Here is a 19285-nt window from a genome sequence, read left to right on the forward strand (position 1 = left end):
TCAGTCCAGGCGCCACCGCGGCGGGAAATGACCCACCGCGAAATCCTCGAAGCGATGACCGGCTTGCTGGCCGCGCTGTTCACGGCGCTGCTCAGCACCACAATCGTCTCGACCGCGCTGCCGACGATCATCGGCGATCTGCAGGGATCACAGACCGCATACGCCTGGGTCATCACCACGGCGCTGCTGGCCAACGCCGCATCCACCCCGATCTGGGGCAAGTTCGCCGATCTGTTCAATAAGAAGCTGCTGGTCCAAACGGCCATCGTCATCTTCGTCGCCGGCTCGATCATCGCCGGACTCGCGCACAATGTGCCGGTGCTGTTGGTCGCGCGCGTCATCCAAGGCATCGGCATGGGCGGGTTGACCGCGCTGGTCGTGGCGATCATCGGTTCCATCGTCGCGCCTCGCGAACGTGGTCGGTACTCGGGCTACATGGGCGCGGTAATGGCGGTATCGATGTCGGGAGGTCCCATCCTCGGCGGCGTCATCGTCGACAGCCCGCTCGGCTGGCGCTGGTGCTTCTTCGTGTGCGTGCCCATCGCGGTTGTCGCGCTGGTGCTGCTGCAGCGGACGCTGCGGCTGCCCACCGAGCGCAAGGCGGACGTGTCCATCGACTGGCTCGGCGCGGCGCTGCTGACCGCCGGTGTTTCGGTGCTGCTGATCTGGGTGTCGTTCGCCGGGAAGGCGAACTACTACGCCTGGATCTCCACGGAATCGGCGCTCTACGTCGGTGCGGGTGTGCTGCTGCTGATCGCGACCGTGTGGGTCGAGTCCCGCGCCAAGTCGCCGATCATCCCGCTGCCCATCGTCACCGAACGCACCACGGGTCTGGCGATCATCGCCTCGATCGCGGTCGGTGTCGGCATGTTCGGCGCCACCACCTTCCTCGGCCAGTATTTCCAGACCGCGCGCGGCTACTCGCCGACCGTCGCGGGTGTTCTGACCATCCCGCTGGTAGCGGGCATGCTGACCGCTTCGGTCGGCTCCGGCCAGCTGATCACCCGGTTCGGCAAGTGGAAGAGTTTCGTCGTCAGCGGCGGTGCGCTGCTGGTGGTCGGTTTCGGGCTGCTGTCCACGATCGACCACGCGACCAACCTGTGGCTGGTCGGCATCTACATTGCCGTTGTCGGGCTCGGCGTCGGCATGATGATGCAGAATCTGGTGCTGGCCGTGCAGAACACCGTGAGCGTGCACAATATCGGCGCGGCATCCAGCAGCGTCGCCTTCTTCCGCACCTTCGGCGGTGCGATCGGCGTCTCGGTCCTGGGCTCGGTGCTGGCAACCCGGGTCAGCGATTTGTCCAAGCAAGGGTTTGCCGAGCTCGGTATTCAGACCGGTTCCTCGGGCAGCGGCAACCTCGATCTCGATGCCCTCCCAGGACCCATCGCCACCATCGTGCGTGCCTCCTACGGCGACGCGACCGGCCGGATCTTCCTGATCGCCGCCGCCGCGACGGTCGTCGCCCTCATCGCGACCACGTTCCTGCCGAACCGCCCGCTGCGCCGCACGGTCGATATCGACCCTGCCCTCGACCCGATGCATTCGGATGCGGACTCCACGCTCGAGGATGACGTGGCCTCCGCGCATAGGGTTGCGGAACCGGCGCTGCGCTAGGGAATCGAGCGCTGAATGAACAAGGCCCCCGGAGCGGATCCGGGGGCCTTGTTCCAGCGGCGGGCGTACCGAGAGGTCCATTTCGGCCAGCTCGGTGCCAGCGGCCGGGAGATCCTCGCCTGCGTGAGTATCCCGCCGGCAACCCCGCGAGTGTGATGGCCGGTCTGAATCGGGTACCTCCTCGAGTGGTCGGTTCGAGTGGACGTGAGAGGCTGAGATGGTGAACCTGCTGGGTAGCGCGACCTCACCGTATCTGCGACAGCATGCGGATAATCCGGTGCATTGGCGAGAGTGGGATCCCGCGGCCTTGGCCGCGGCGCGTGCGCGGGATGTGCCGATCCTGCTGTCCGTGGGGTACGCGAGTTGCCACTGGTGTCATGTGATGGCGCACGAGTCGTTCGAGGATGAGCGGACGGCGGCGCAGATGAACGACAACTTCGTATGCATCAAGGTGGATCGTGAGGAGCGTCCGGATCTGGACGCGGTCTATATGAATGCCACGGTGGCGATGACCGGTCAGGGTGGCTGGCCGATGACGTGCTTTCTGACGCCGGATGGCGAGCCGTTCTATTGCGGTACCTACTACCCGAAGGTGCCGCGCGGTGGGATGCCGTCGTTCACCCAGTTGCTCACGGCCGTTACCGATACCTGGAACACCCGGCGCGATGAGGTGGACAAGGCTTCCGCGCAGGTGGCCGACGCACTGCGTGCGCAGGCCGCCGGGCTGCCCGATGCGGATGTGACGATTTCGGCCGAACTGCTCGATCATGCGGTCGCCGCGGTGCTGCGCGATGAAGACCACAAGCACGGCGGATTCGGTGGTGCGCCGAAGTTTCCGCCGTCGGCGCTGTTGGAGGGCCTGCTGCGTAGTTGGGAGCGCACCGGCGATGCCGCGACCTTCGATGTGGTGAATCGGACGGCCGAAGCCATGGCACGCGGTGGTATCTACGACCAGTTGCGCGGCGGGTTCGCGCGCTACTCCGTCGATGCCGCATGGCTGGTGCCGCATTTCGAGAAGATGCTCTATGACAATGCGCAATTGCTGCGCGCCTATGCGCATCTCGCCCGCCGAAGCCCTGAGCGGGAGTCATTGGCGCACCGGGTTACTCGCGAGACGGTGCAGTTCATTCTCGATGACCTCGGCACCGACCACGGTGGGTTCGCGTCCGCGCTGGACGCCGACACCCATTTGGAGCCGGGCGGACCGGGTGTCGAAGGCGCGACCTATGTCTGGACACCCGCCGAGCTGATCGGCGAACTCGGTCCTATCGAAGGTGCTTGGGCCGCAGAGGTTTTCGGGGTAACTACCGCCGGGAATTTCGAACAGGGCACCTCGGTGCTCACCCGGTATGTCGATCCGGATGCGTTGTCCGATAACGGGACTGCCCGCGAACGCTTCGAACGTGCCCGCGCCACACTGCGCGAGGCCCGTGCGCGACGCCCACAGCCGGACCGCGACGACAAGGTGGTGACCGCCTGGAACGGCATGGCGATTACCGCACTCGCCGAGGCGGGTTCCGCACTGCGGCAAGATGATTGGGTGGAAGCCGCCGCTCGCTGCGCCCGCTTCCTGCTGGCCGAACATGTGGTCGACGGCCGGGTGCGCCGGGCCTCGCTCGGTGGCGTGGTCGGCACGTCTCCAGGCGTCTTGGAGGACTACGCCTGGCTGGTCACCGGCCTGCTGGCCCTACACCAGGCCACCGGCCGAATCGACTGGCTCGAGCACGCACAACGACTGCTGGACAAGGCAATTCAACACTTCGCCGACGACACTGCGCCCGGCAGCTGGTTCGACACCGCCGACGATGCCGAAACCCTCGTCGCCCGCCCCCGCGATCCCATCGACGGCGCAACCCCCGCAGGAGCATCCGCCTTGGCCGAAGCCCTGCTCACCGCCGCCGCCACCAGCGCCCCGGAACCGGCCCTGCGCTACCGCGAACTGGCCGACCAGACCCTCCAACGCGGCGCCGTCGTCCTCGCCCGCGCTCCACGCTCGGCAGGCCAATGGCTCACCGTCGCCGAACCCGCTCTCCGCGGCCCCCTCCAAGTAGCCATCGCCCTACCCGACACCTCAACCGCGGCAACGGAATTGATCGCCACCGCCCGCGCCGAAGCGCCCGGCGGCACGGTCGTCATCGCCGCCACCACCAACTCGGTCCCGCTCCTGACCGACCGCACTCCAGTCGACGGCGCCCCCTCCGCCTACGTCTGCCGCGGCTCGGTCTGCGACCTCCCCGTAACGACCCCATCCGATCTGTACGCCGCCCTGAATCGCCCCTAGCCCCGCCCGCTCCTTTGCCTACCGCGCATCGGCGGTCAGTTGATGCCGAGATGCGCCGATGCGCCCACTATGACGGGACTCGTTGCGGCAGAGTTGGTGGGTGACCTTGCGTTGTCAGGCTTTGTTCATCGGTGGTCGATCCGGGGTCGGGAAGACCACGGTGGCGTTCGAGGTTCATGCGCGGCTTTCGGCTGCGCGGGTGCGGCATTGTTTGATCGAGGGGGACAATCTGGATCTGGCGTATCCCGCGCCTTGGGAGCACGGTCTCGCGGAGCGGAATCTTGCTGCGATGTGGGCGAATTACCGTGCGCTCGGGTATCGGCGGATGGTCTACACGAATGTCGCGAGTGTGTTCGAGGGGGTGCTCGGTGAACTCGTCGCGGCGATGGGGGAGCAGCCGGAGGTCACCGCGGTCCTGCTGACCTGCACGGATGCGGTAGCGGCCGAGCGGCTCGCGGGCCGGGAGATCGGTAGTGCGCTGGATGAGCACATCGAGCGCGGCCGGGTGATGGCGGCAAAACTGGATGCCGAAGCTCCGGATCGGGTGCATCGGGTCGGCACCGATGGCCGTGAGGTCTCCGATATCGCCGCGGAGGTTGTCGCCCTGACCGGCTGGTTGTGTTGAACGCTCGCGACCGCGGTCCACCGATCATTGATCCCGACGGGGATTCGAGCCGCGCTGGCCGGCCGGTTGGTCTGAACTCGGCTGAAGACACCGCGAGACGGCGATCGCGAATTGCGACGGATTCGATCCTCGCCCCCGACCGGCTGGTGCCGTGAACCCGGCCGAGGCGCCGCGATCCGGCGATCAGTGCTTCTGCGACCGGGATTCGGTTGTTGCGGTACGTACTTCGGCGATCGCACTGATGGCGGCCGCGTCGGTGTCGGGTTCGACCCCATTGGAGGTCGGGGCGGCCGCCACATCGGTCCAGCAGGCGGTGGTTTCGGGCATTCCGCGCAGCAGAATGTTGTCGTAGAGAACCCATTTGGCGCGCTCGTGCTCGGCCGCCGCCTCGATGATCGCACCGCTCACCAGGATTCGGCGCGGCACCTCCTTCGCTTCGGTGGTCAGCCGGGCCGCCTCATTGACCGCATCGCCGATCACCGTGTACTCCAATCGCGTATCGGAGCCGATATCACCGGCGAACACCCGCCCACGTGCGACGCCGATGCCGATATCGAGTTCGCCGGTGGCCGTGACCTCATCACGAATGCGCCGCGCGGCCCGCAGCGCGGGTGTCGCATTGTCGCGCAATGCGATCGGCGCACCGAAGATGCACAGCGCCGCATCGCCCTCGAACTTGTTGACCAGCCCGTTGTTCTCCTCGGTCGCCGCAACCACGATCGCGAGCAGTCGATTGAGCTTGGCCACGAAATCATGCGGCGTCAGACCGCTGGACAGCTCGACGGATCCGGTGACATCGACGAACAACGCCGAAACCTCGCGCACATCGCCGGTCAGATCGACCCCGCCCGCCAATGCCCGCTCGGCGACCTCCGCGCCGACGTGACGGCCGAATACATCCCGCATCCGCTCGCGTTCACACAGATTGGCGGCGAGTTCATTGACCGAATTCTCCAGCCGCCCGATCTCACTCGTGCTACCGACAGGAACCCGAACATCGAACTCGCCCTTGGTGATCCGATCGAGCGCCAAGCGCAGCGTACGCATCGGCATCGCGACCGAACGGGCCAGGATCGCGGTCGCGAGGACACCGGCCGCGATGCCGACAATGGAGAGGTAGATGGCGGCGCGGATGCGGTCCGGTGCGCCGGAGGCCGGATCGGCGAGCACCGTGATCAGCATGAGCAGCGGCATCGCACCTGCCACCGCCCAGGTCATCACGACCCGCATCAGCACCGAGGAACTCCAGTGCGCGGTGGGGCCGAGCACTCCGGACACCACCGGAATGGTCGGGCGGATCAGCCGGTCGACGATCAGGAACGTGAACCCGGCCGATTCCAGCGCGCCGAGGGTGAACAGGGCCGCGGTCACCGCCGCGCTGTTGTGCTCGGACAGATGTGAGAGCATCGCTGCCGCCACGATCACGCCGGGCAGCCATATCGCCAGCGCTCGGGCGGTGATCGCGATAGGTAGGCGCAGCAGTCGTCGCGCCTCGTGGACGGTCGGCTTGCGCCCCTCATCGAGCCACCCGAAGTACGCGGTGCGATCCCGCACGGCCAGCCCGACCCCGGCCAGGAAACCCACCATTGGATAGATCGACACCAGCACGATGATTCGCCGCCAGTCATCACCGATCCGGCCGAGAAATCCACTGAGCCACAGCTCGGTCACGATCACGCCGAGGCCACCGAGATTCGCGGCGATCACCACCGCCGCCAATCCCCACCGCGCCTTCAGCGCCCAAACAATCAGCTTGGTGATCACGGCGCCCCGATGTCCGGAGGCGCTACCTTCGCCGCGCCCGCCTGCGCCGGCGCGGGTGTGCGCACCGAAACCCCGACGCGCACGGGCGTCCCCGAGCCGGGCAGCCACCAGTTCCAGGTTCCGAACAGTTTCATCAGCGCGGGCACCAAGACCAACCGCACGAGTGCCGCATCGATCGCTACAGCCACCGCGAGCGCCAACCCGACCTGCTTCAGCTCGAGCACGCTTGCGGTGAGGAAGCTACCGAAGATCACCACCATGATGGCCGCCGCCGCACTGATCGGGCGGGCCGTGTGCTGGAGCCCGGCCGCCACGGCGTATTCGTTATCGGCCGCGGTGCGCGGGGAGTTCTCCCAGAACTCCTTGATCCGGCGGATCAGGAACACCTCGTAGTCCATCGACAGCCCGAACAGAATCGCGAAGACCATGGTCGGCAGGAATACCTGGATGAACCCGGTGCTGTGGAACCCGAGCAGTGACTCGCCGACACCCCACTGGAACACCGCCACGGTGATGCCCAGGGCCGCGCCGGTGGCCAGCAGATTCATCAGTATTGCCTTGATCGGTAGCGCGATGCTGCGGAAGGCAGCAATGAGGAACACGAACGAGCAGCATAGAACCAGCGCGACGACCAGTGGCAGTTTCCCCGTGATCTCGTCGGACATATCCGCGAACTCCGCCGTCGCACCGCCGACCAGCACGTCACCGGGCAGTGCGGTGGCCCGGTCGCGGATCTCCCGGACGAGTTGATCGGCCTCGGTGGAATCGAATGCGGACTTCGCCACCACCATCGCGAAGATCCGCCCGTCCCGCTGGATCGGCAGTACCTGTTCGATGCGCTCATCCGAGCGGAGTGCGGTCAGGAAGTTCTGCACGTCGCCGGTCGCCGTGGCGTTCAGCGGCGTATCACCGGAACCGGTCACCACGATCGTGATCGGCGCGAGCAGCCCGGGCGCGAAATTCTCCGAGGCGACCTTGCTCGCCTTGCCGGACGCGGTATCGCCCATCGCCGCGGTGCCCATATCCATGCCGTGGCGAATTCCGGTCAGCGGCGCGGCCGCCACCAGCAACACCAGCGTGGCCGCGATACCGAATACCACCGGCCGTGCCATCACGATCCGACTCCACCGCGCCCACCGCCCGCTCGCCGGATCGGCATCCGATCCCGCCCGGGTCTCCAACGGCTGCCACCGAGCTGGCAGCGCACCGCGATTCACCCGCGACCCGAGCATCGCCAGCACCGCGGGCAGCAGCGTCAGCGCCACCATAAGCGCGGCCACGACCGCGATCACCACGCCGACGGCGATACCACGGAACACCGGCGCTCGCACCACCACCAGCGAGCACAGCGAGATCATCACGATGAAGCCCGAGGCGACGATCGTCTTACCCGCCGTGGCGATCGCGATCCCGCAGGCATGCGCCACACCGGCCGCGGAACTCCCGCCCGGCTTCGCGAGCTCTTCGCGGAACCGACTGACCACGAACATCGCATAGTCCAGCCCGATGCCGGTGCCGATCATCGTCGCGACGGCCAGCAACAGCGAACTGGTCGCCATCACATGCGACAGCAGAAACAGTCCGCCGAATGCGAGCAACAGCCCGCTCAGCGCCACCATGACCGGTACCAATGCGGCCACCACCGTGCCGAGCGCCAGGATGAGCAGCACGAACGCCACCGGCAGGCCCAGCGCCTCGGCCTGCGCGGAATCGGCCACCTCGATTTCCATCAGGTCGCGCAGCACGGGTGAGAAGCCGGTGAGCCCGACGGTCACCCCGTCCCCGGAGAACTGTTGCGCACGTTCCTGCAGCTCACCGGCCAGCTCTGCCCGCTCCGGAATCGTGCCGTCGATCCCCACGACCGCGAGCGCCGCATGCCGGCTCGCCGAGATCTGCGACTTCTGATCCCCTTGGAACGGCCCAACCGCGACCCGCACCCCGGGCACATCGCGCAGATCCGCGACCGCCCGCTCCACGATCGCCCGGTAGGCCGGATCATCGACGGTCCGCTGCTCCGACTCGAAGACCAGCGCAAGCTGTTCGGCTCCCAGATCGGAATAGTGCGCGGCGAGCAGTTCGGTGATCCGCGTCGATTCCGCCTTGTCGGCGTGGAATTCCATGGCCTCCAGGCGGCCGTTGAGCTGTGGGTAGGCGACCGCGCACGCGGCGATCAGCACCAGCCACACCGCGACGACGATCCGCCGATGCTGTGCCATCGCCACGCCCCAGCGGTAGCCGATACCCCGCTCTCGCCCCGCCTGCTGTCTACCGGTCTCGATCGTCTGCTGTGCCATATCGCCCCGCCATTTTCCGGATCCGCATCCGTCCCCAACTCTATTGCCGCAAAGAGCAATTCGGCATACCGACGATGTTCCGGTTGCCCGGCTCGTACGCACCGGGCCCCATGTCAGAGCCGGGCGCCCGCTGTGCGGGTGCCCGGTGCACGGGCGGGGCGCCCGGATGCACTCAGCGCAGCACGACCAACCAGATCGCTGCGTAGTGGCACAGGGCGGCGAGCACCGTCGCGGCGTGGAAGAACTCGTGGTGGCCGAAGACGGTTGGCCACGGGTTCGGCCATTTGGTCGCGTAGAGGATCGCGCCACCGCTGTAGACCAGACCGCCGATGAGCAGCAGGATCAGCGGCGCGATGCCGATATTCGTATTGAGCTGCCCGGCCACCGGCACGATCGCCCAACCGAGCAGCAGATACAGCGGCACCCCGACCCAACGGGGCGCGGTCGGCCACAACAGTTTCAGCGCCACACCGGCCAGCGCGCCGAGCCACACGACCAGCAGCAGTATCTGACCCGTTCGTCCCGGCAGGCCGAGTAATGCGAACGGCGTATAGCTGCCCGCAATGAACAGGAAGATCATCGAATGATCGGCCCGCTTCATCTGGATGCGCGCCTTCGCGGTGGCCCAGGTCACCCGGTGGTAGACGGCGCTGATGCCGAACAATCCGCACACCGTCAGCCCGTAGACCAGAGTGGACCAGCCTGCCGTCGCCGAGACGCCGGCGGCCTTCGAGACCAAAACGAGCACCGCGATTGCCGCGATGCCGACCGCCCAGGTGTGAATCCAGCCCCGCATCCGCGGCTTGATCAGTGTCGACGTGCCCGGGATCGCGACAGGTGTCGCATCGGTCGTGCCGATCATTTCGGACACCGAGTTACCTCCTAGTGATACCCGCCGGTAACCTACGGTACCGTAAGTTGCGGTACCTCGTCACTGTACCCGGAACCACAGTCGATGCCGGTATCGCGCCGCTGGGGCGTAGGGTTGGTCGCCGTGGAGCTTCCGAGTCAGGTGCGTGGTTTGCCATACCGCATCTACGAGGCGCGGCTGTCCAAGCAGCTGGCCGGCAAACAACATCCTCGGCACGTCGCGGTGATGTGCGATGGTAATCGGCGCTGGGCCAGAGAAAACGGTTTCACCGATGTGACCCACGGGCATCGGGTCGGCGCACTGAAAATCGCCGAACTGGTCGGCTGGTGCGCGGACGAGGGCATCGAGATGGTGACCGTCTATCTGCTGTCCACCGAGAATCTGCAGCGCGATCCCGACGAACTGGAGACCCTGTTCGAGGTGATCACCGATGTCGTCGAGGAGCTGTCCGCACCGGAGCAGAACTGGAGTGTGCGCATCGTCGGCACCCTCGACGGCTTTCCGGAGTTGGTCGCCAAGCGGCTGCGCACCGCGGCCGAACGCACCATCGGACGCGACGGTGTGCACGTGAATGTCGCGGTCGGCTACGGCGGTCGGCAGGAGATCGCGGACGCGGTTCGCAAGCTGGTCCGCCAGGAGATCGCGGCGGGGGAGACCGGCGAGGATCTGGTCCAGTCGATCACCGTGAACTCCATCGGCCAGCACCTATACACCTCCGGCCAGCCGGATCCCGACTTGGTCATCCGCACCTCCGGTGAGCAGCGTCTTTCCGGGTTTTTGCTGTGGCAGAGCGCATACTCGGAAATATGGTTCACCGAGGCCTACTGGCCGGAATTCCGACGGGTGGACTTCCTGCGCGCCTTGCGCGACTACGCCGCTCGACATCGCCGCTTCGGTATCTGACGCAACGACATTCGCGTACCGTCCGGTTTGTGGACGAGTCGACGAGTGCTGTGCCCGGGCCGAAGGGGGAGCAGATGTCCTATATCGGCTATGCGGAATTCGGTCGGCGCTTCCTGGAATACGCGGCCTCGGAACAGCGCATCTCGGGTGCGTTCGCCCAGTTGACCGGTGCCGCCTTCGATTTCGGCCCGATCGGCGTCGGGCCCGCCAAATTGGCGAAGGTCGCCGCGCAGGTGCGACTCGGAGAGCCGAAGTTGCAACGGTACGTCGACGAGGTCATCTCCTTCGAGCTGGTCATTCCGCTCGATGTCGATCTGCTGCTCGATCTCGCCGTCGACCGGCACCGCTTCCACATCGACGGGAACATCCACCTGCATTTGACTGTGCGCACCGCCGAACCGCTACGAGTCGTCATCGATATCGCCGAGCCGCGGCCGAGCGATGTGCGCATCAATGTGGCCACCGCCACCAAACGCGGACAGCTGCTGCGCATTCTGGCCAGCGTCGACCACGAGATCCGGCGTTTCGTCGCGCGCTACCTCGCCACCGAAATCCGCAAACCGCATATCGCCGCGGTGCGCGATATCGATGTGGCCGCCCGGCTGGACGCGGCCTGGAAGCTGTGACGGCTAGAGCTTGCGCAACCGCAGCCGGTTGATGCTGTGGTCGGCGTCCTTGCGCAGCACCAGCGTCGCGCGCGGACGGGTGGGCAGAATGTTGTCCACCAGATTCGGCCGGTTGGTGGAGTTCCAGATCTCCTTCGCGGTGGCCGTCGCCTGGTCGTCGGTGAAGCCCGCGTAGTGGTGGAAATGCGCGTTCGGATCAGCGAAGGCGGTCTCGCGCAGCGTGAGAAACCGTTGCACATACCAGTTCTCGATGTCCTCGATGCGCGCGTCGACGTAGATCGAGAAGTCGAACAGATCCGAGACCATCAACCGCGGACCCGTCTGCAGCACATTGAGACCCTCCACGATGAGAATGTCGGGCTGAGTCACGCAGTGGAACTTGCTCGGCACGATGTCGTAGGAGATATGTGAATACACCGGCGCACATACTTCGGCCGCACCGGATTTCACCTCGGTGACGAAGCGCAGGAGTTTGCGGCGGTCATAACTTTCCGGAAAACCCTTGCGGTGCATGATGCCGCGCCGAGTCAGTTCCGCGGTGGGATATAGGAATCCGTCGGTTGTGACCAAATCCACACGCGGATGGTGATCCCATCGCGCGAGCAGTGCCTGTAGTACGCGGGCGGTGGTGGATTTTCCGACCGCGACACTGCCCGCGACACCGATCACGAATGGCACCTGTTCATCGGGATGGGTCTCCCCGAGAAAGGTCGCGGTCGCGGCGAATAGCCGCTGACGTGCGGCGACCTGCAGGTGAATGAGCCGAGCGAGCGGGAGGTAGACCTCGGCGACCTCTTCCAGATCGATCTGTTCGCCGAGGCCGCGAAGACCGATCAGTTCTTCCTCGGTGAGCACCAGGGGAGTCGATTTACGCAGGGTCCGCCACTGTTTCCGGTCGAATTCCACATAGGGACTCGGCTCGCTCATTCGTGCCACTTACCCGACACTCCGTTCAGGCAAACACGCATACGTCGCGCGCCGACTGCATGAGATTCGGTCCAGCTCTCGCATAGCCGAATTCTGCTCTGCGTCAACATCGTGTGAAACGGGGGGTGCCGATACCGGGTGGTAACCGGTCGATGACATGGCCTTCAGCGGCTAATGTCGGCGGACATGGAAGCGCATCCCCTCGTGACCGAGTACCTGCGGCTCGGCTTGGCATTCGACCGGCTGGAGGAAGGTTTCGTCGACGCTTATACCGGCGATCCGGCGTTGCGTCGCGAGGTGGAGAACGCGCCTGCTCCCGAGCCGCGCGAGTTGGCGCGGCGGGCGGCGGCATTGCGTGCGGAACTGCCCTCGGCCGGATTGGCACGGCAGCGGACCGAATTCCTCGATGTGCATCTGCGCGCGCTGGAATGTTCCGGACGCAAGTTCGCCGGGGACGACATCGGTTTCGTCGACGAGGTGCGCGCGTACTTCGATGTCGATATCGCACCCGGCGATGTCGAGGACTACCGCGACGCGCACCGGCAGATGGATGAGGTGCTGCCCGGTGACGGCCCGCTCGCCGAACGGGTGACCGCATTCCGCAAGGCCGATGAGATTCCGCCGGAGCGGTTGAGTGTCTGCGTCGAGGCGTTCTCGAGTGCGTTGCGGGAACGGGTGCGCGAGCGTTATCCACTGCCCGACCACGAGCACGTCACCTATGAGGTGGTGGGGGATAAGCCCTGGTCCGGCTTCAATTACTACCTGGGCAACTACCACTCCCGGGTGGCGATCAACTCCGATCTCAAACAGCATATGGCGCATCTGCCCGGCCTCATCGCGCACGAGGCCTATCCCGGACATCACACCGAGCACTGCCGCAAGGAGGCCGGTCTGGTCGCGAACGGCCAGGCCGAGCAGACGTTGTTCCTGGTGAATACCCCGCAGTGCCTGATGGCGGAGGGGCTGGCGGATCTGGCGCTGCGCTCGATCGTCGGATCCGGCTGGGGCAAATGGGCGCAGGAGATCTATGCCGATCTGGGTCTGCGTTTCGAAGGTGAACGCGCCGAACAGCTTTCGAATGCTTCGGCCAAATTGCTCGGAGTCAGGCAGGATGCCGCGCTGCTGCTGCACGATCGGCGCCGCGACGCCGATGAGGTCGCCGAATTCCTGCAGCGCTGGAGCCTGACCACCCAGGAACGCGCCCGCCAATCCCTGCGATTCCTGTCCTCGCCCCTCTGGCGCGCCTACATCAGCACCTACGTGGAGGGCTATCGCCTGCTCGGTAGTTGGCTGGACCACGCCGTCGACGCCGCCGACCGCGCCGACCGGTTCCGCCGCCTCCTCGACGAACCCCTCACTCCCGGTGCACTGCGCGTCATGTGATTACTGGATGACGACGCAACCGCCGCCGCTGGAGATGGTGCAGATCAACTGGGACAGCGTCCGCAGGAGGGCATCGAGAGGCGATGTCGGGACCGAGACCAGATTCAGCATGGCGTCTCCTCGGGGTAGCGATGTGGACGGACTTGCCCGTGAAACCGGTGATATCGGCCCTGGCGTTAACGCCTGTCTGCCCCCGAAAACTCGCGCCCCTTGAACAATGGGCACGCTCGACCTGCGGCTTCTTGCGGAACAGTGCGCTGGAGTACCGGCTTGCACTGGCTCGTGACCCATTCGGCGCGCGCGAGGCACATCCTCACGCGGTGAAGGTGACGCGGACCGAGATCGGGTCGGATTCCAGTGCCTTGATCGTCCAGGCCGTTGCGGATTCGGCGGCGCTGCCCTTGGCGAAGGTGCGGGCGCGGGCGACCACATCGTCATCGGGGACGAAGGCCGCGGTGCCGGTGTACCAGCGCTTGCCCTGGCGCAGCCGGACCTGCGGATTCGCGGCGATATTTCGCGCCCAGCCCGCGCGGTGGCCGTGCTGGGAGATCAGCCACGCGCCCTCGTCATCGATCGAAACGGTGACCGGCACGCGGCGCGGCTGACCCGATTTGGCGCCGATGGTCTCCAATTCGGCGAGCATCGAGGAGCGTATGCCGATTCGATCCAGCAGTCCGACAGCGGGATTGGCGAGATAGCGCCCGATGAGACGTTCCCGACGGAACTTGCGCGCGGCGGCTTCAGTGCTGCGTTGACTCATAGCTGTGCTCCTTCAGCGGAAGATGACGCAGGTCGTGGAGCCGTGTGCGACCAGCTTGCCCTGGTCGTCGACGACGCGGCCCTCTGCGGTGGCGGTGGTGCGGCCGACGTGGATGGTGGTGCCGGTGGCGATCAGGCGACGGCCGTCGGTGGGGACCGCGCGGATGTAGTTGATCTTCAGCTCCAGCGTGGTGTAGCCGACACCGGCGTCGAGCGTGGTGTGCACCGCACAGCCCATCACCGAATCGAGCAGGGTGGCGCAGATGCCGCCGTGCGTGGTCCCGAGCGGATTGGCGAAATCGGGCCGGGTGCGGAGTCCGAAGACGGCCTTGCCGAACTCGAGTTCCTCGACCTCCAGGCCGAGCAGATCGCCGATGAACGGCGGCCGCGAGTCGGCCGTCATCGTGGTGCGCAGCAGTTCGAGTCCCGACAGCTGCGCCAGATCGGTCGGTGCGCTCATGAATCCCGTCCTTTCGGTGAACCGATCGGTCCACATCTGTCATGATTGGAGCATGGACCGATCGGTTCACGCAAGCACGGACGAGGAGGACGGCGATGACCTTGGGTCCGCGCGACCGACTGATCGAGAGCGCCATCGATCTGGTGCGCGAACAGGGCGTGCACGCCGCCGGGCTCGCCGCCCTGCTCGAGCGCAGCCGCGCCTCCCGCAACTCGCTCTACCAGCACTTTCCATCCGGCAAGAGCGAGCTGGTCGAGGTTGCGACCAAGACGGCGGGTGAGCGTCTCGCCGCAGTGACGGACAAGATCACCGGCTCCGGACCGGCCGAGCAATGGATCGTCGCGCTCGTCGGCTGGTGGCGGCGCACGCTGGAAAAGTCCGTGTTCGCCACGGGATGTCCGATCGTCGGCGCCGCACTCGCCGAATCCGAGCCGGGGGTGCAGGCAGCTGCGGGCACCGTGTTCACCGAATGGACCGACCAGATCGCTAACGGATTGCGCGCCAAGGGTTTATCGGCCGAGGAGGCGCGGTCGCTGGCCGGGTTCGTCATCAGTGCGTTGGAGGGCGCCATCATTCAATCCCGCGCGCTGAAATCCACTCGGCCGCTCGACGACGCGCAAGTGCACCTCACCGCCTTATTACGGGCCGTCGTCCCCGGGGCTTGACGGATCGCGGGCCGTTGGCGGCCCCCGGATAAGATGATGGGACCGCGACTGGCGCACTCGAGGTGGAAGCAACCACCGGGAAGCACCCTCGCCCCGCACCGCGCGCCTGGGTGCCGGGCTCATGGCCCCGGGGTGCGCACTCCGGGCCACCCGGACCACGGAGGTTGCGATGCAGACCGAGACACAGAACCCCCTGATCGGCGCGGCGCGGACGGCCAATAGACTCGGCCAGGTGACGCAGACGACCGCCTCTGTCAATACCCAATCCCTCGGTGAGCTCGATCCGGAGCTCGCTGCCGCGATGGCAGGCGAACTCGCCCGCGAACGCGACACCCTCGAGATGATCGCCTCGGAGAACTTCGTACCGCGCGCGGTGCTGCAGGCGCAGGGCAGCGTGCTCACCAATAAGTACGCCGAGGGCTACCCGGGCCGCCGCTACTACGGTGGCTGCGAGCACGTCGATGTCGTCGAGACCCTCGCACGCGATCGCGCCAAGGAACTCTTCGGCGCCGAATTCGCCAATGTGCAGCCGCATTCCGGCGCGCAGGCGAATGCCGCGGTGCTGATGGCGCTGATGGAGCCGGGCGACCGGCTGCTCGGCCTCGACCTCGCGCACGGCGGTCACCTCACTCACGGTATGCGGCTGAACTTCTCCGGCAAGCTCTACGAGGTGCACTCCTACGGGGTCAGCAAGGAAGACCACCGCATCGATATGGAGGAGCTGCGCAAAACCGCGCTCAGCTCGCGTCCGAAGGTGATCGTCGCCGGTTGGTCGGCCTACCCGCGGCACCAGGACTTCGCGGCGTTCCGGGAGATCGCCGACGAGGTCGGCGCGAGGCTGTGGGTCGATATGGCGCACTTCGCCGGCCTGGTCGCCGCCGGTCTGCACCCATCGCCGGTGCCCTACGCCGATGTGGTGTCCTCCACCGTGCACAAGACGCTGGGCGGTCCGCGCTCCGGGTTGATCCTGGCCAAGCAGGAGTACGCCAAGAAGCTCAACAGCTCGGTGTTCCCGGGTCAGCAGGGCGGCCCGCTGATGCACGTGATCGCCGCCAAGGCCGTCGCGTTCAAGATCGCGGCGAGCGCCGAATTCAAGGAGCGTCAGGAGCGCACCCTGTCCGGTGCGAAGATTCTGGCCGAGCGGCTCGGCGGCGCGGATGTCAAGGACAAGGGCATCAGCGTCCTCACCGGCGGCACCGATGTGCACCTGGTGCTGGTCGACCTGCGCAACTCCGAGATCGACGGTCAGCAGGGTGAGGATCTGCTGCACGAAATCGGAATCACGGTGAACCGCAATGCCGTTCCGTTCGACCCGCGCCCGCCGATGGTCACCTCCGGCCTGCGTATCGGCACCGCCGCCCTGGCCACCCGTGGTTTCGGTGATGCCGAGTTCACCGAGGTCGCCGACATCATCGCCACCGCACTGGCTGGGGGCTCCGATGTCGACGCCCTGCGCGCTCGTGTCACCAAGCTGGCTCGGGACCTGCCGCTCTACAACGGCCTCGAGGACTGGCACCTGCTCGGCTGAGCAACTCTTATTCGCCTGGGAATCCAGCTGTGCGCCAACGGTATTCGTTGGTGCGCGTGGGTTCCCAGGCGAATTCGTCCGTGAGTGCGGTCGAAAAGCCGCTCCGTCGCCGGACTTCTGGGCGGTTCCTGCCGTACCCCGAGTTCGGCTCGGCCGCGGCATGATTCGTATCGACTGGTGTGGGCCCGCCGCCACCTGGTCAACAGCGCGCCTACGTCCCGGTCGCCATCGACGCGATGGAGAAGATCGCTAACCTGTCCACCGCCGAGAAGCCAAAATCAAGTGGAATCCATGGCGGCATCGCCTGAAGAAGCCCCCGCCACCAGTGTCACCTGATCTTGAATTCTTCGCCATCTTGAATTCTTCGCCTCGCCCGAGGCTCTGCCCGGCTCCGCCCCGCGGGTCCTAGTGGTCGACGCGGGCTTTGGCTCGGACGATGGAGTCGTCCAGGTAGCGGGTGATGTCGGCGCTGGTGGCGGGGCGGATCATGCGGGCGCGGTTGGCGGGGACTTCGCAGTAGCGGCCGGCCTTGGTGTCGATCCAGCGGAGTTTTCCGGTGCGCAGGGGTTCGGCATTGCGGGGGCCGACCAGGACGGTTACGGTGCCGCTGGTGTCGCAGGGTTGGCGCCAGAAGCGGCGGTAGCGGTCCTGGATGGCGCGGGAGGGGGAGTTGCCGAACGGATCGGGGCGGTCGTCGTTGAGATCGTCGAGGAGGTAGCTCTTTTCGGCCGCGGTACCGGGTGGCGGATCGGGGAGCAGGCGGATCAGTTCGGTGGCGAGCTGGTCGACGCGGACGCGGCGCAGGCGTACCTTGCCACCATCCGGAGCCGCAGCCTGCAGCGCGATGACGCCCGGTCCGGTGCGGGTGGCGCAGCCGATGGCGCGCAGTTCGATCGCGCCGCGGGTGTTATCGATGCCGAACAGTTCGATGCGCCACTCGGGTTTGGCGAGCACCCCGATGGCGCGCTGTAGCGACGCATTGTCCTCACGGTCCAGCTCCGCGCGGAATTGCCGCTGGTAGGCGCGATATTCATGGAGTCCGGGAAAGCGGCTGGTGAAGCGGAACGGAAAGGGCATGCGATCCAGGCCGGTGCCGAACCAGGCCGCCGCGAATTGCTCGGCGGACAGGGTCCACTGCGTCATCATTGCGCCCCGAGTACGGGCGGCACGGTCTTCTCCACTTCGCCGATGAGCTCCTCGCCGTGCTCCTCGGTCCGCAGGTACTTCGCCGACTTGTGCTCACCGTCGGCACCCCGTCGCCCACGCGCGCCGGGCGGGAACATCCCCGAGTATCCGGCGGCACCCGTCGCGCCCACCCGGCTCGGCGTACTGGTGGTCGGTTGAGCAGTCGTCGCTCCCGGTGTGGTGCCCGGCACCGACTTGCCAGGACTCGGATTCTCGCCGGTGTTGGGCACACCACCGAGGCTGGGTGCGCTACCCGGACCGGGTGCACTGCCGGAACCGGGCGAGGCACCCGTCGGGGTCGAGGTCCCCGGCCCGATCCCGCCGGACGTGACGCTGGTCGGTGAAATCTGCGTACCGGCCGAGGGGATGGCCGAAGTTGTGGATGTATGTGTAAAGGAGGCGGGGATGGTCGACGAGCCATTGTTCTGAGCCGACGAAATAGATTGCGAGGCAACAGTTTCAGATCGACCTGACGTATCCGGCTCGACGGTGTCCGCGCTATTGCTCGGATCCCCGGCCTTACCGGTGTCCTCTGTCTTACCTGCATCCCCGGCGCCGCTGGTCGCTTCTGCCTTGCCTGAATTCCCAGCCCCGCTGGTGTCCTCCGCCTTGCCTGTATCCCCAGCCCCGCCGGAACCCTCGGTCGTGCCTGTATTCCCGGTCTTGCCGGACTCCCCACCCTTGCCGGCGCCCTCCGCCGGGCTCGTATCCCCAACCCCGCTGGTGCCCTCCGCTTTACCTGTATCCCCCGCCATACCGGACTCCCCACTCGCACCGGGCGAAACCCCCGTCCCCGGAACCCCCGACACCCCAGAAATCGGATCAGCCGGCGGCGGCAACGTCGGAATCAACGGCGCCGTACTCCCATAGGGCTGGATATAAAACGTGCTCATATCATCCCGAGCCTGTTCCTCCTGCGAATTCCGCAGCTCGGGCCCTCGCGCACTATCCGAACTATCCACCACCGGCGGCACCGCCACCTTGAACCGCCCCGCCGCACTCACCGCCGCCGACAGCGGTGTCGACTGCTGATCCAGCGACTCACCCAGCTCACCGACGCGGGCGGCATACTCCCGAATGCCGCGCACCGCCCGGTCGGCCGCCGCGCCCTCCCAATGTTGATCCACTGCTTGCTGAATCGCGGTTTCGAACTGCTGTCCGGCCTTGGTCACCGCTGCCGCGATGGCGGCCCAGGCATCGAACGCGCCGTCCAGTCCGTCCGGATTCATCTGGTCGGCCGCCTGTTTGATCTCCGCGTGCGAAAAGTTCTGCGCGTTCTCTGGATTGGTGATCGCGCGGCCGTCCATTTGTGCTGTCATGGCCGAGCCAGCCCCTTCCGTCAGTGCCGTCTGACTCTATAGACGCACTCGACCCCACCTCGGTTCCATCGAAACACA

General features: G+C 66.3%; 16 protein-coding genes and 1 riboswitch. Of the genes, 8 read left to right on the top strand and 8 right to left on the bottom strand.

Annotated features, from left to right (window positions below; all coding sequences use genetic code 11):
- Positions 1 to 27 precede the first annotated feature (27 nt).
- From ACIBW7_RS22985 to ACIBW7_RS22995, 3 genes are all read left to right on the top strand, one after another.
- The gene (locus ACIBW7_RS22985) at positions 28 to 1617 is read left to right on the top strand and encodes an MDR family MFS transporter (RefSeq protein ID WP_397049957.1); all 1590 of its coding nucleotides are present in this window, start codon (positions 28 to 30) and stop codon (positions 1615 to 1617) included.
- Between the two features lie 217 nt (positions 1618 to 1834).
- The gene (locus tag ACIBW7_RS22990; RefSeq protein WP_397049403.1) at positions 1835 to 3898 is read left to right on the top strand and encodes a thioredoxin domain-containing protein; all 2064 of its coding nucleotides are present in this window, start codon (positions 1835 to 1837) and stop codon (positions 3896 to 3898) included.
- 100 nt (positions 3899 to 3998) lie between these two features.
- Complete coding sequence (locus tag ACIBW7_RS22995; RefSeq protein WP_397049405.1) at positions 3999 to 4523, top strand: AAA family ATPase; 525 nt, start codon at positions 3999 to 4001, stop codon at positions 4521 to 4523.
- 183 nt (positions 4524 to 4706) lie between these two features.
- Here the strand turns inward: ACIBW7_RS22995 and ACIBW7_RS23000 are convergent, their stop codons facing one another.
- The 3 genes from ACIBW7_RS23000 to ACIBW7_RS23010 all read right to left on the bottom strand — a co-directional run bounded on the left by ACIBW7_RS23000 (position 4707) and on the right by ACIBW7_RS23010 (position 9443).
- Positions 4707 to 6287, bottom strand: a complete 1581-nt coding sequence (locus ACIBW7_RS23000) for an adenylate/guanylate cyclase domain-containing protein (RefSeq protein WP_397049407.1) — start codon at positions 6285 to 6287, stop codon at positions 4707 to 4709.
- Complete coding sequence (locus ACIBW7_RS23005; RefSeq protein WP_397049409.1) at positions 6284 to 8581, bottom strand: MMPL family transporter; 2298 nt, start codon at positions 8579 to 8581, stop codon at positions 6284 to 6286. Before ACIBW7_RS23005 ends, ACIBW7_RS23000 begins: the two co-directional genes overlap by 4 nt.
- A 172-nt stretch (positions 8582 to 8753) precedes the next feature.
- Positions 8754 to 9443: a hemolysin III family protein gene (locus tag ACIBW7_RS23010; RefSeq protein ID WP_397049959.1), complete on the bottom strand. Its 690-nt coding sequence runs from the start codon at positions 9441 to 9443 to the stop codon at positions 8754 to 8756.
- A 93-nt stretch (positions 9444 to 9536) separates the two neighbouring features.
- Between ACIBW7_RS23010 and ACIBW7_RS23015 the strand changes: the two genes are divergently transcribed.
- Together ACIBW7_RS23015 and ACIBW7_RS23020 are read left to right on the top strand one after the other, a co-directional pair.
- Positions 9537 to 10355, top strand: coding sequence for an isoprenyl transferase (locus tag ACIBW7_RS23015; protein ID WP_397049411.1), 819 nt, complete (start codon positions 9537 to 9539; stop codon positions 10353 to 10355).
- Positions 10356 to 10384: 29 nt separating this feature from the next.
- Positions 10385 to 10981 carry a hypothetical protein gene (locus ACIBW7_RS23020; RefSeq protein ID WP_327093649.1) on the top strand — a complete coding sequence of 199 codons (597 nt, stop codon included), beginning with the start codon at positions 10385 to 10387 and terminating at the stop codon, positions 10979 to 10981.
- 3 nt (positions 10982 to 10984) lie between these two features.
- Here ACIBW7_RS23020 and coaA read toward each other — a convergent pair whose 3' ends face one another.
- Positions 10985 to 11917, bottom strand: coding sequence for a type I pantothenate kinase (gene coaA, locus ACIBW7_RS23025; RefSeq protein WP_397049414.1), 933 nt, complete (start codon positions 11915 to 11917; stop codon positions 10985 to 10987).
- Positions 11918 to 12094: 177 nt separating this feature from the next.
- Here coaA and ACIBW7_RS23030 point away from each other — a divergent pair, with 177 nt between their 5' ends.
- The gene (locus ACIBW7_RS23030; RefSeq protein ID WP_397049416.1) at positions 12095 to 13291 is read left to right on the top strand and encodes a DUF885 domain-containing protein; all 1197 of its coding nucleotides are present in this window, start codon (positions 12095 to 12097) and stop codon (positions 13289 to 13291) included.
- Positions 13292 to 13604: 313 nt separating this feature from the next.
- On the opposite strand, the gene ACIBW7_RS23035 is transcribed toward ACIBW7_RS23030, so the two are convergent.
- Both ACIBW7_RS23035 and ACIBW7_RS23040 read right to left on the bottom strand, forming a co-directional pair.
- The gene (locus ACIBW7_RS23035) at positions 13605 to 14051 is read right to left on the bottom strand and encodes a nitroreductase family deazaflavin-dependent oxidoreductase (RefSeq protein WP_397049418.1); all 447 of its coding nucleotides are present in this window, start codon (positions 14049 to 14051) and stop codon (positions 13605 to 13607) included.
- A 12-nt stretch (positions 14052 to 14063) separates the two neighbouring features.
- Positions 14064 to 14510, bottom strand: a complete 447-nt coding sequence (locus tag ACIBW7_RS23040) for a PaaI family thioesterase (protein ID WP_397049420.1) — start codon at positions 14508 to 14510, stop codon at positions 14064 to 14066.
- A 95-nt stretch (positions 14511 to 14605) separates the two neighbouring features.
- On the opposite strand from ACIBW7_RS23040, the gene ACIBW7_RS23045 reads away from it, so the two are divergent.
- Positions 14606 to 15175: a TetR/AcrR family transcriptional regulator gene (locus tag ACIBW7_RS23045; protein WP_397049422.1), complete on the top strand. Its 570-nt coding sequence runs from the start codon at positions 14606 to 14608 to the stop codon at positions 15173 to 15175.
- Between the two features lie 34 nt (positions 15176 to 15209).
- A riboswitch (ZMP/ZTP riboswitch) is annotated at positions 15210 to 15294 on the top strand.
- Between the two features lie 113 nt (positions 15295 to 15407).
- Positions 15408 to 16703: a serine hydroxymethyltransferase gene (gene glyA / locus ACIBW7_RS23050; protein ID WP_397049961.1), complete on the top strand. Its 1296-nt coding sequence runs from the start codon at positions 15408 to 15410 to the stop codon at positions 16701 to 16703.
- Positions 16704 to 17108: 405 nt separating this feature from the next.
- Here glyA and ACIBW7_RS23055 read toward each other — a convergent pair whose 3' ends face one another.
- Both ACIBW7_RS23055 and ACIBW7_RS23060 read right to left on the bottom strand, forming a co-directional pair.
- Positions 17109 to 17849, bottom strand: a complete 741-nt coding sequence (locus ACIBW7_RS23055) for an ESX secretion-associated protein EspG (protein ID WP_397049424.1) — start codon at positions 17847 to 17849, stop codon at positions 17109 to 17111.
- Positions 17846 to 19207 (bottom strand): hypothetical protein, encoded by a 1362-nt coding sequence (locus ACIBW7_RS23060; RefSeq protein WP_397049426.1) that lies wholly within the window; start codon positions 19205 to 19207, stop codon positions 17846 to 17848. The genes ACIBW7_RS23055 and ACIBW7_RS23060 overlap by 4 nt, the downstream gene beginning before the upstream one ends.
- Between the last annotated feature and the right edge of the window lie 78 nt (positions 19208 to 19285).

It is taken from the genome of Nocardia sp. NPDC049526, from assembly GCF_044465765.1.
Classification (GTDB): Bacteria; Actinomycetota; Actinomycetes; order Mycobacteriales; family Mycobacteriaceae; genus Nocardia.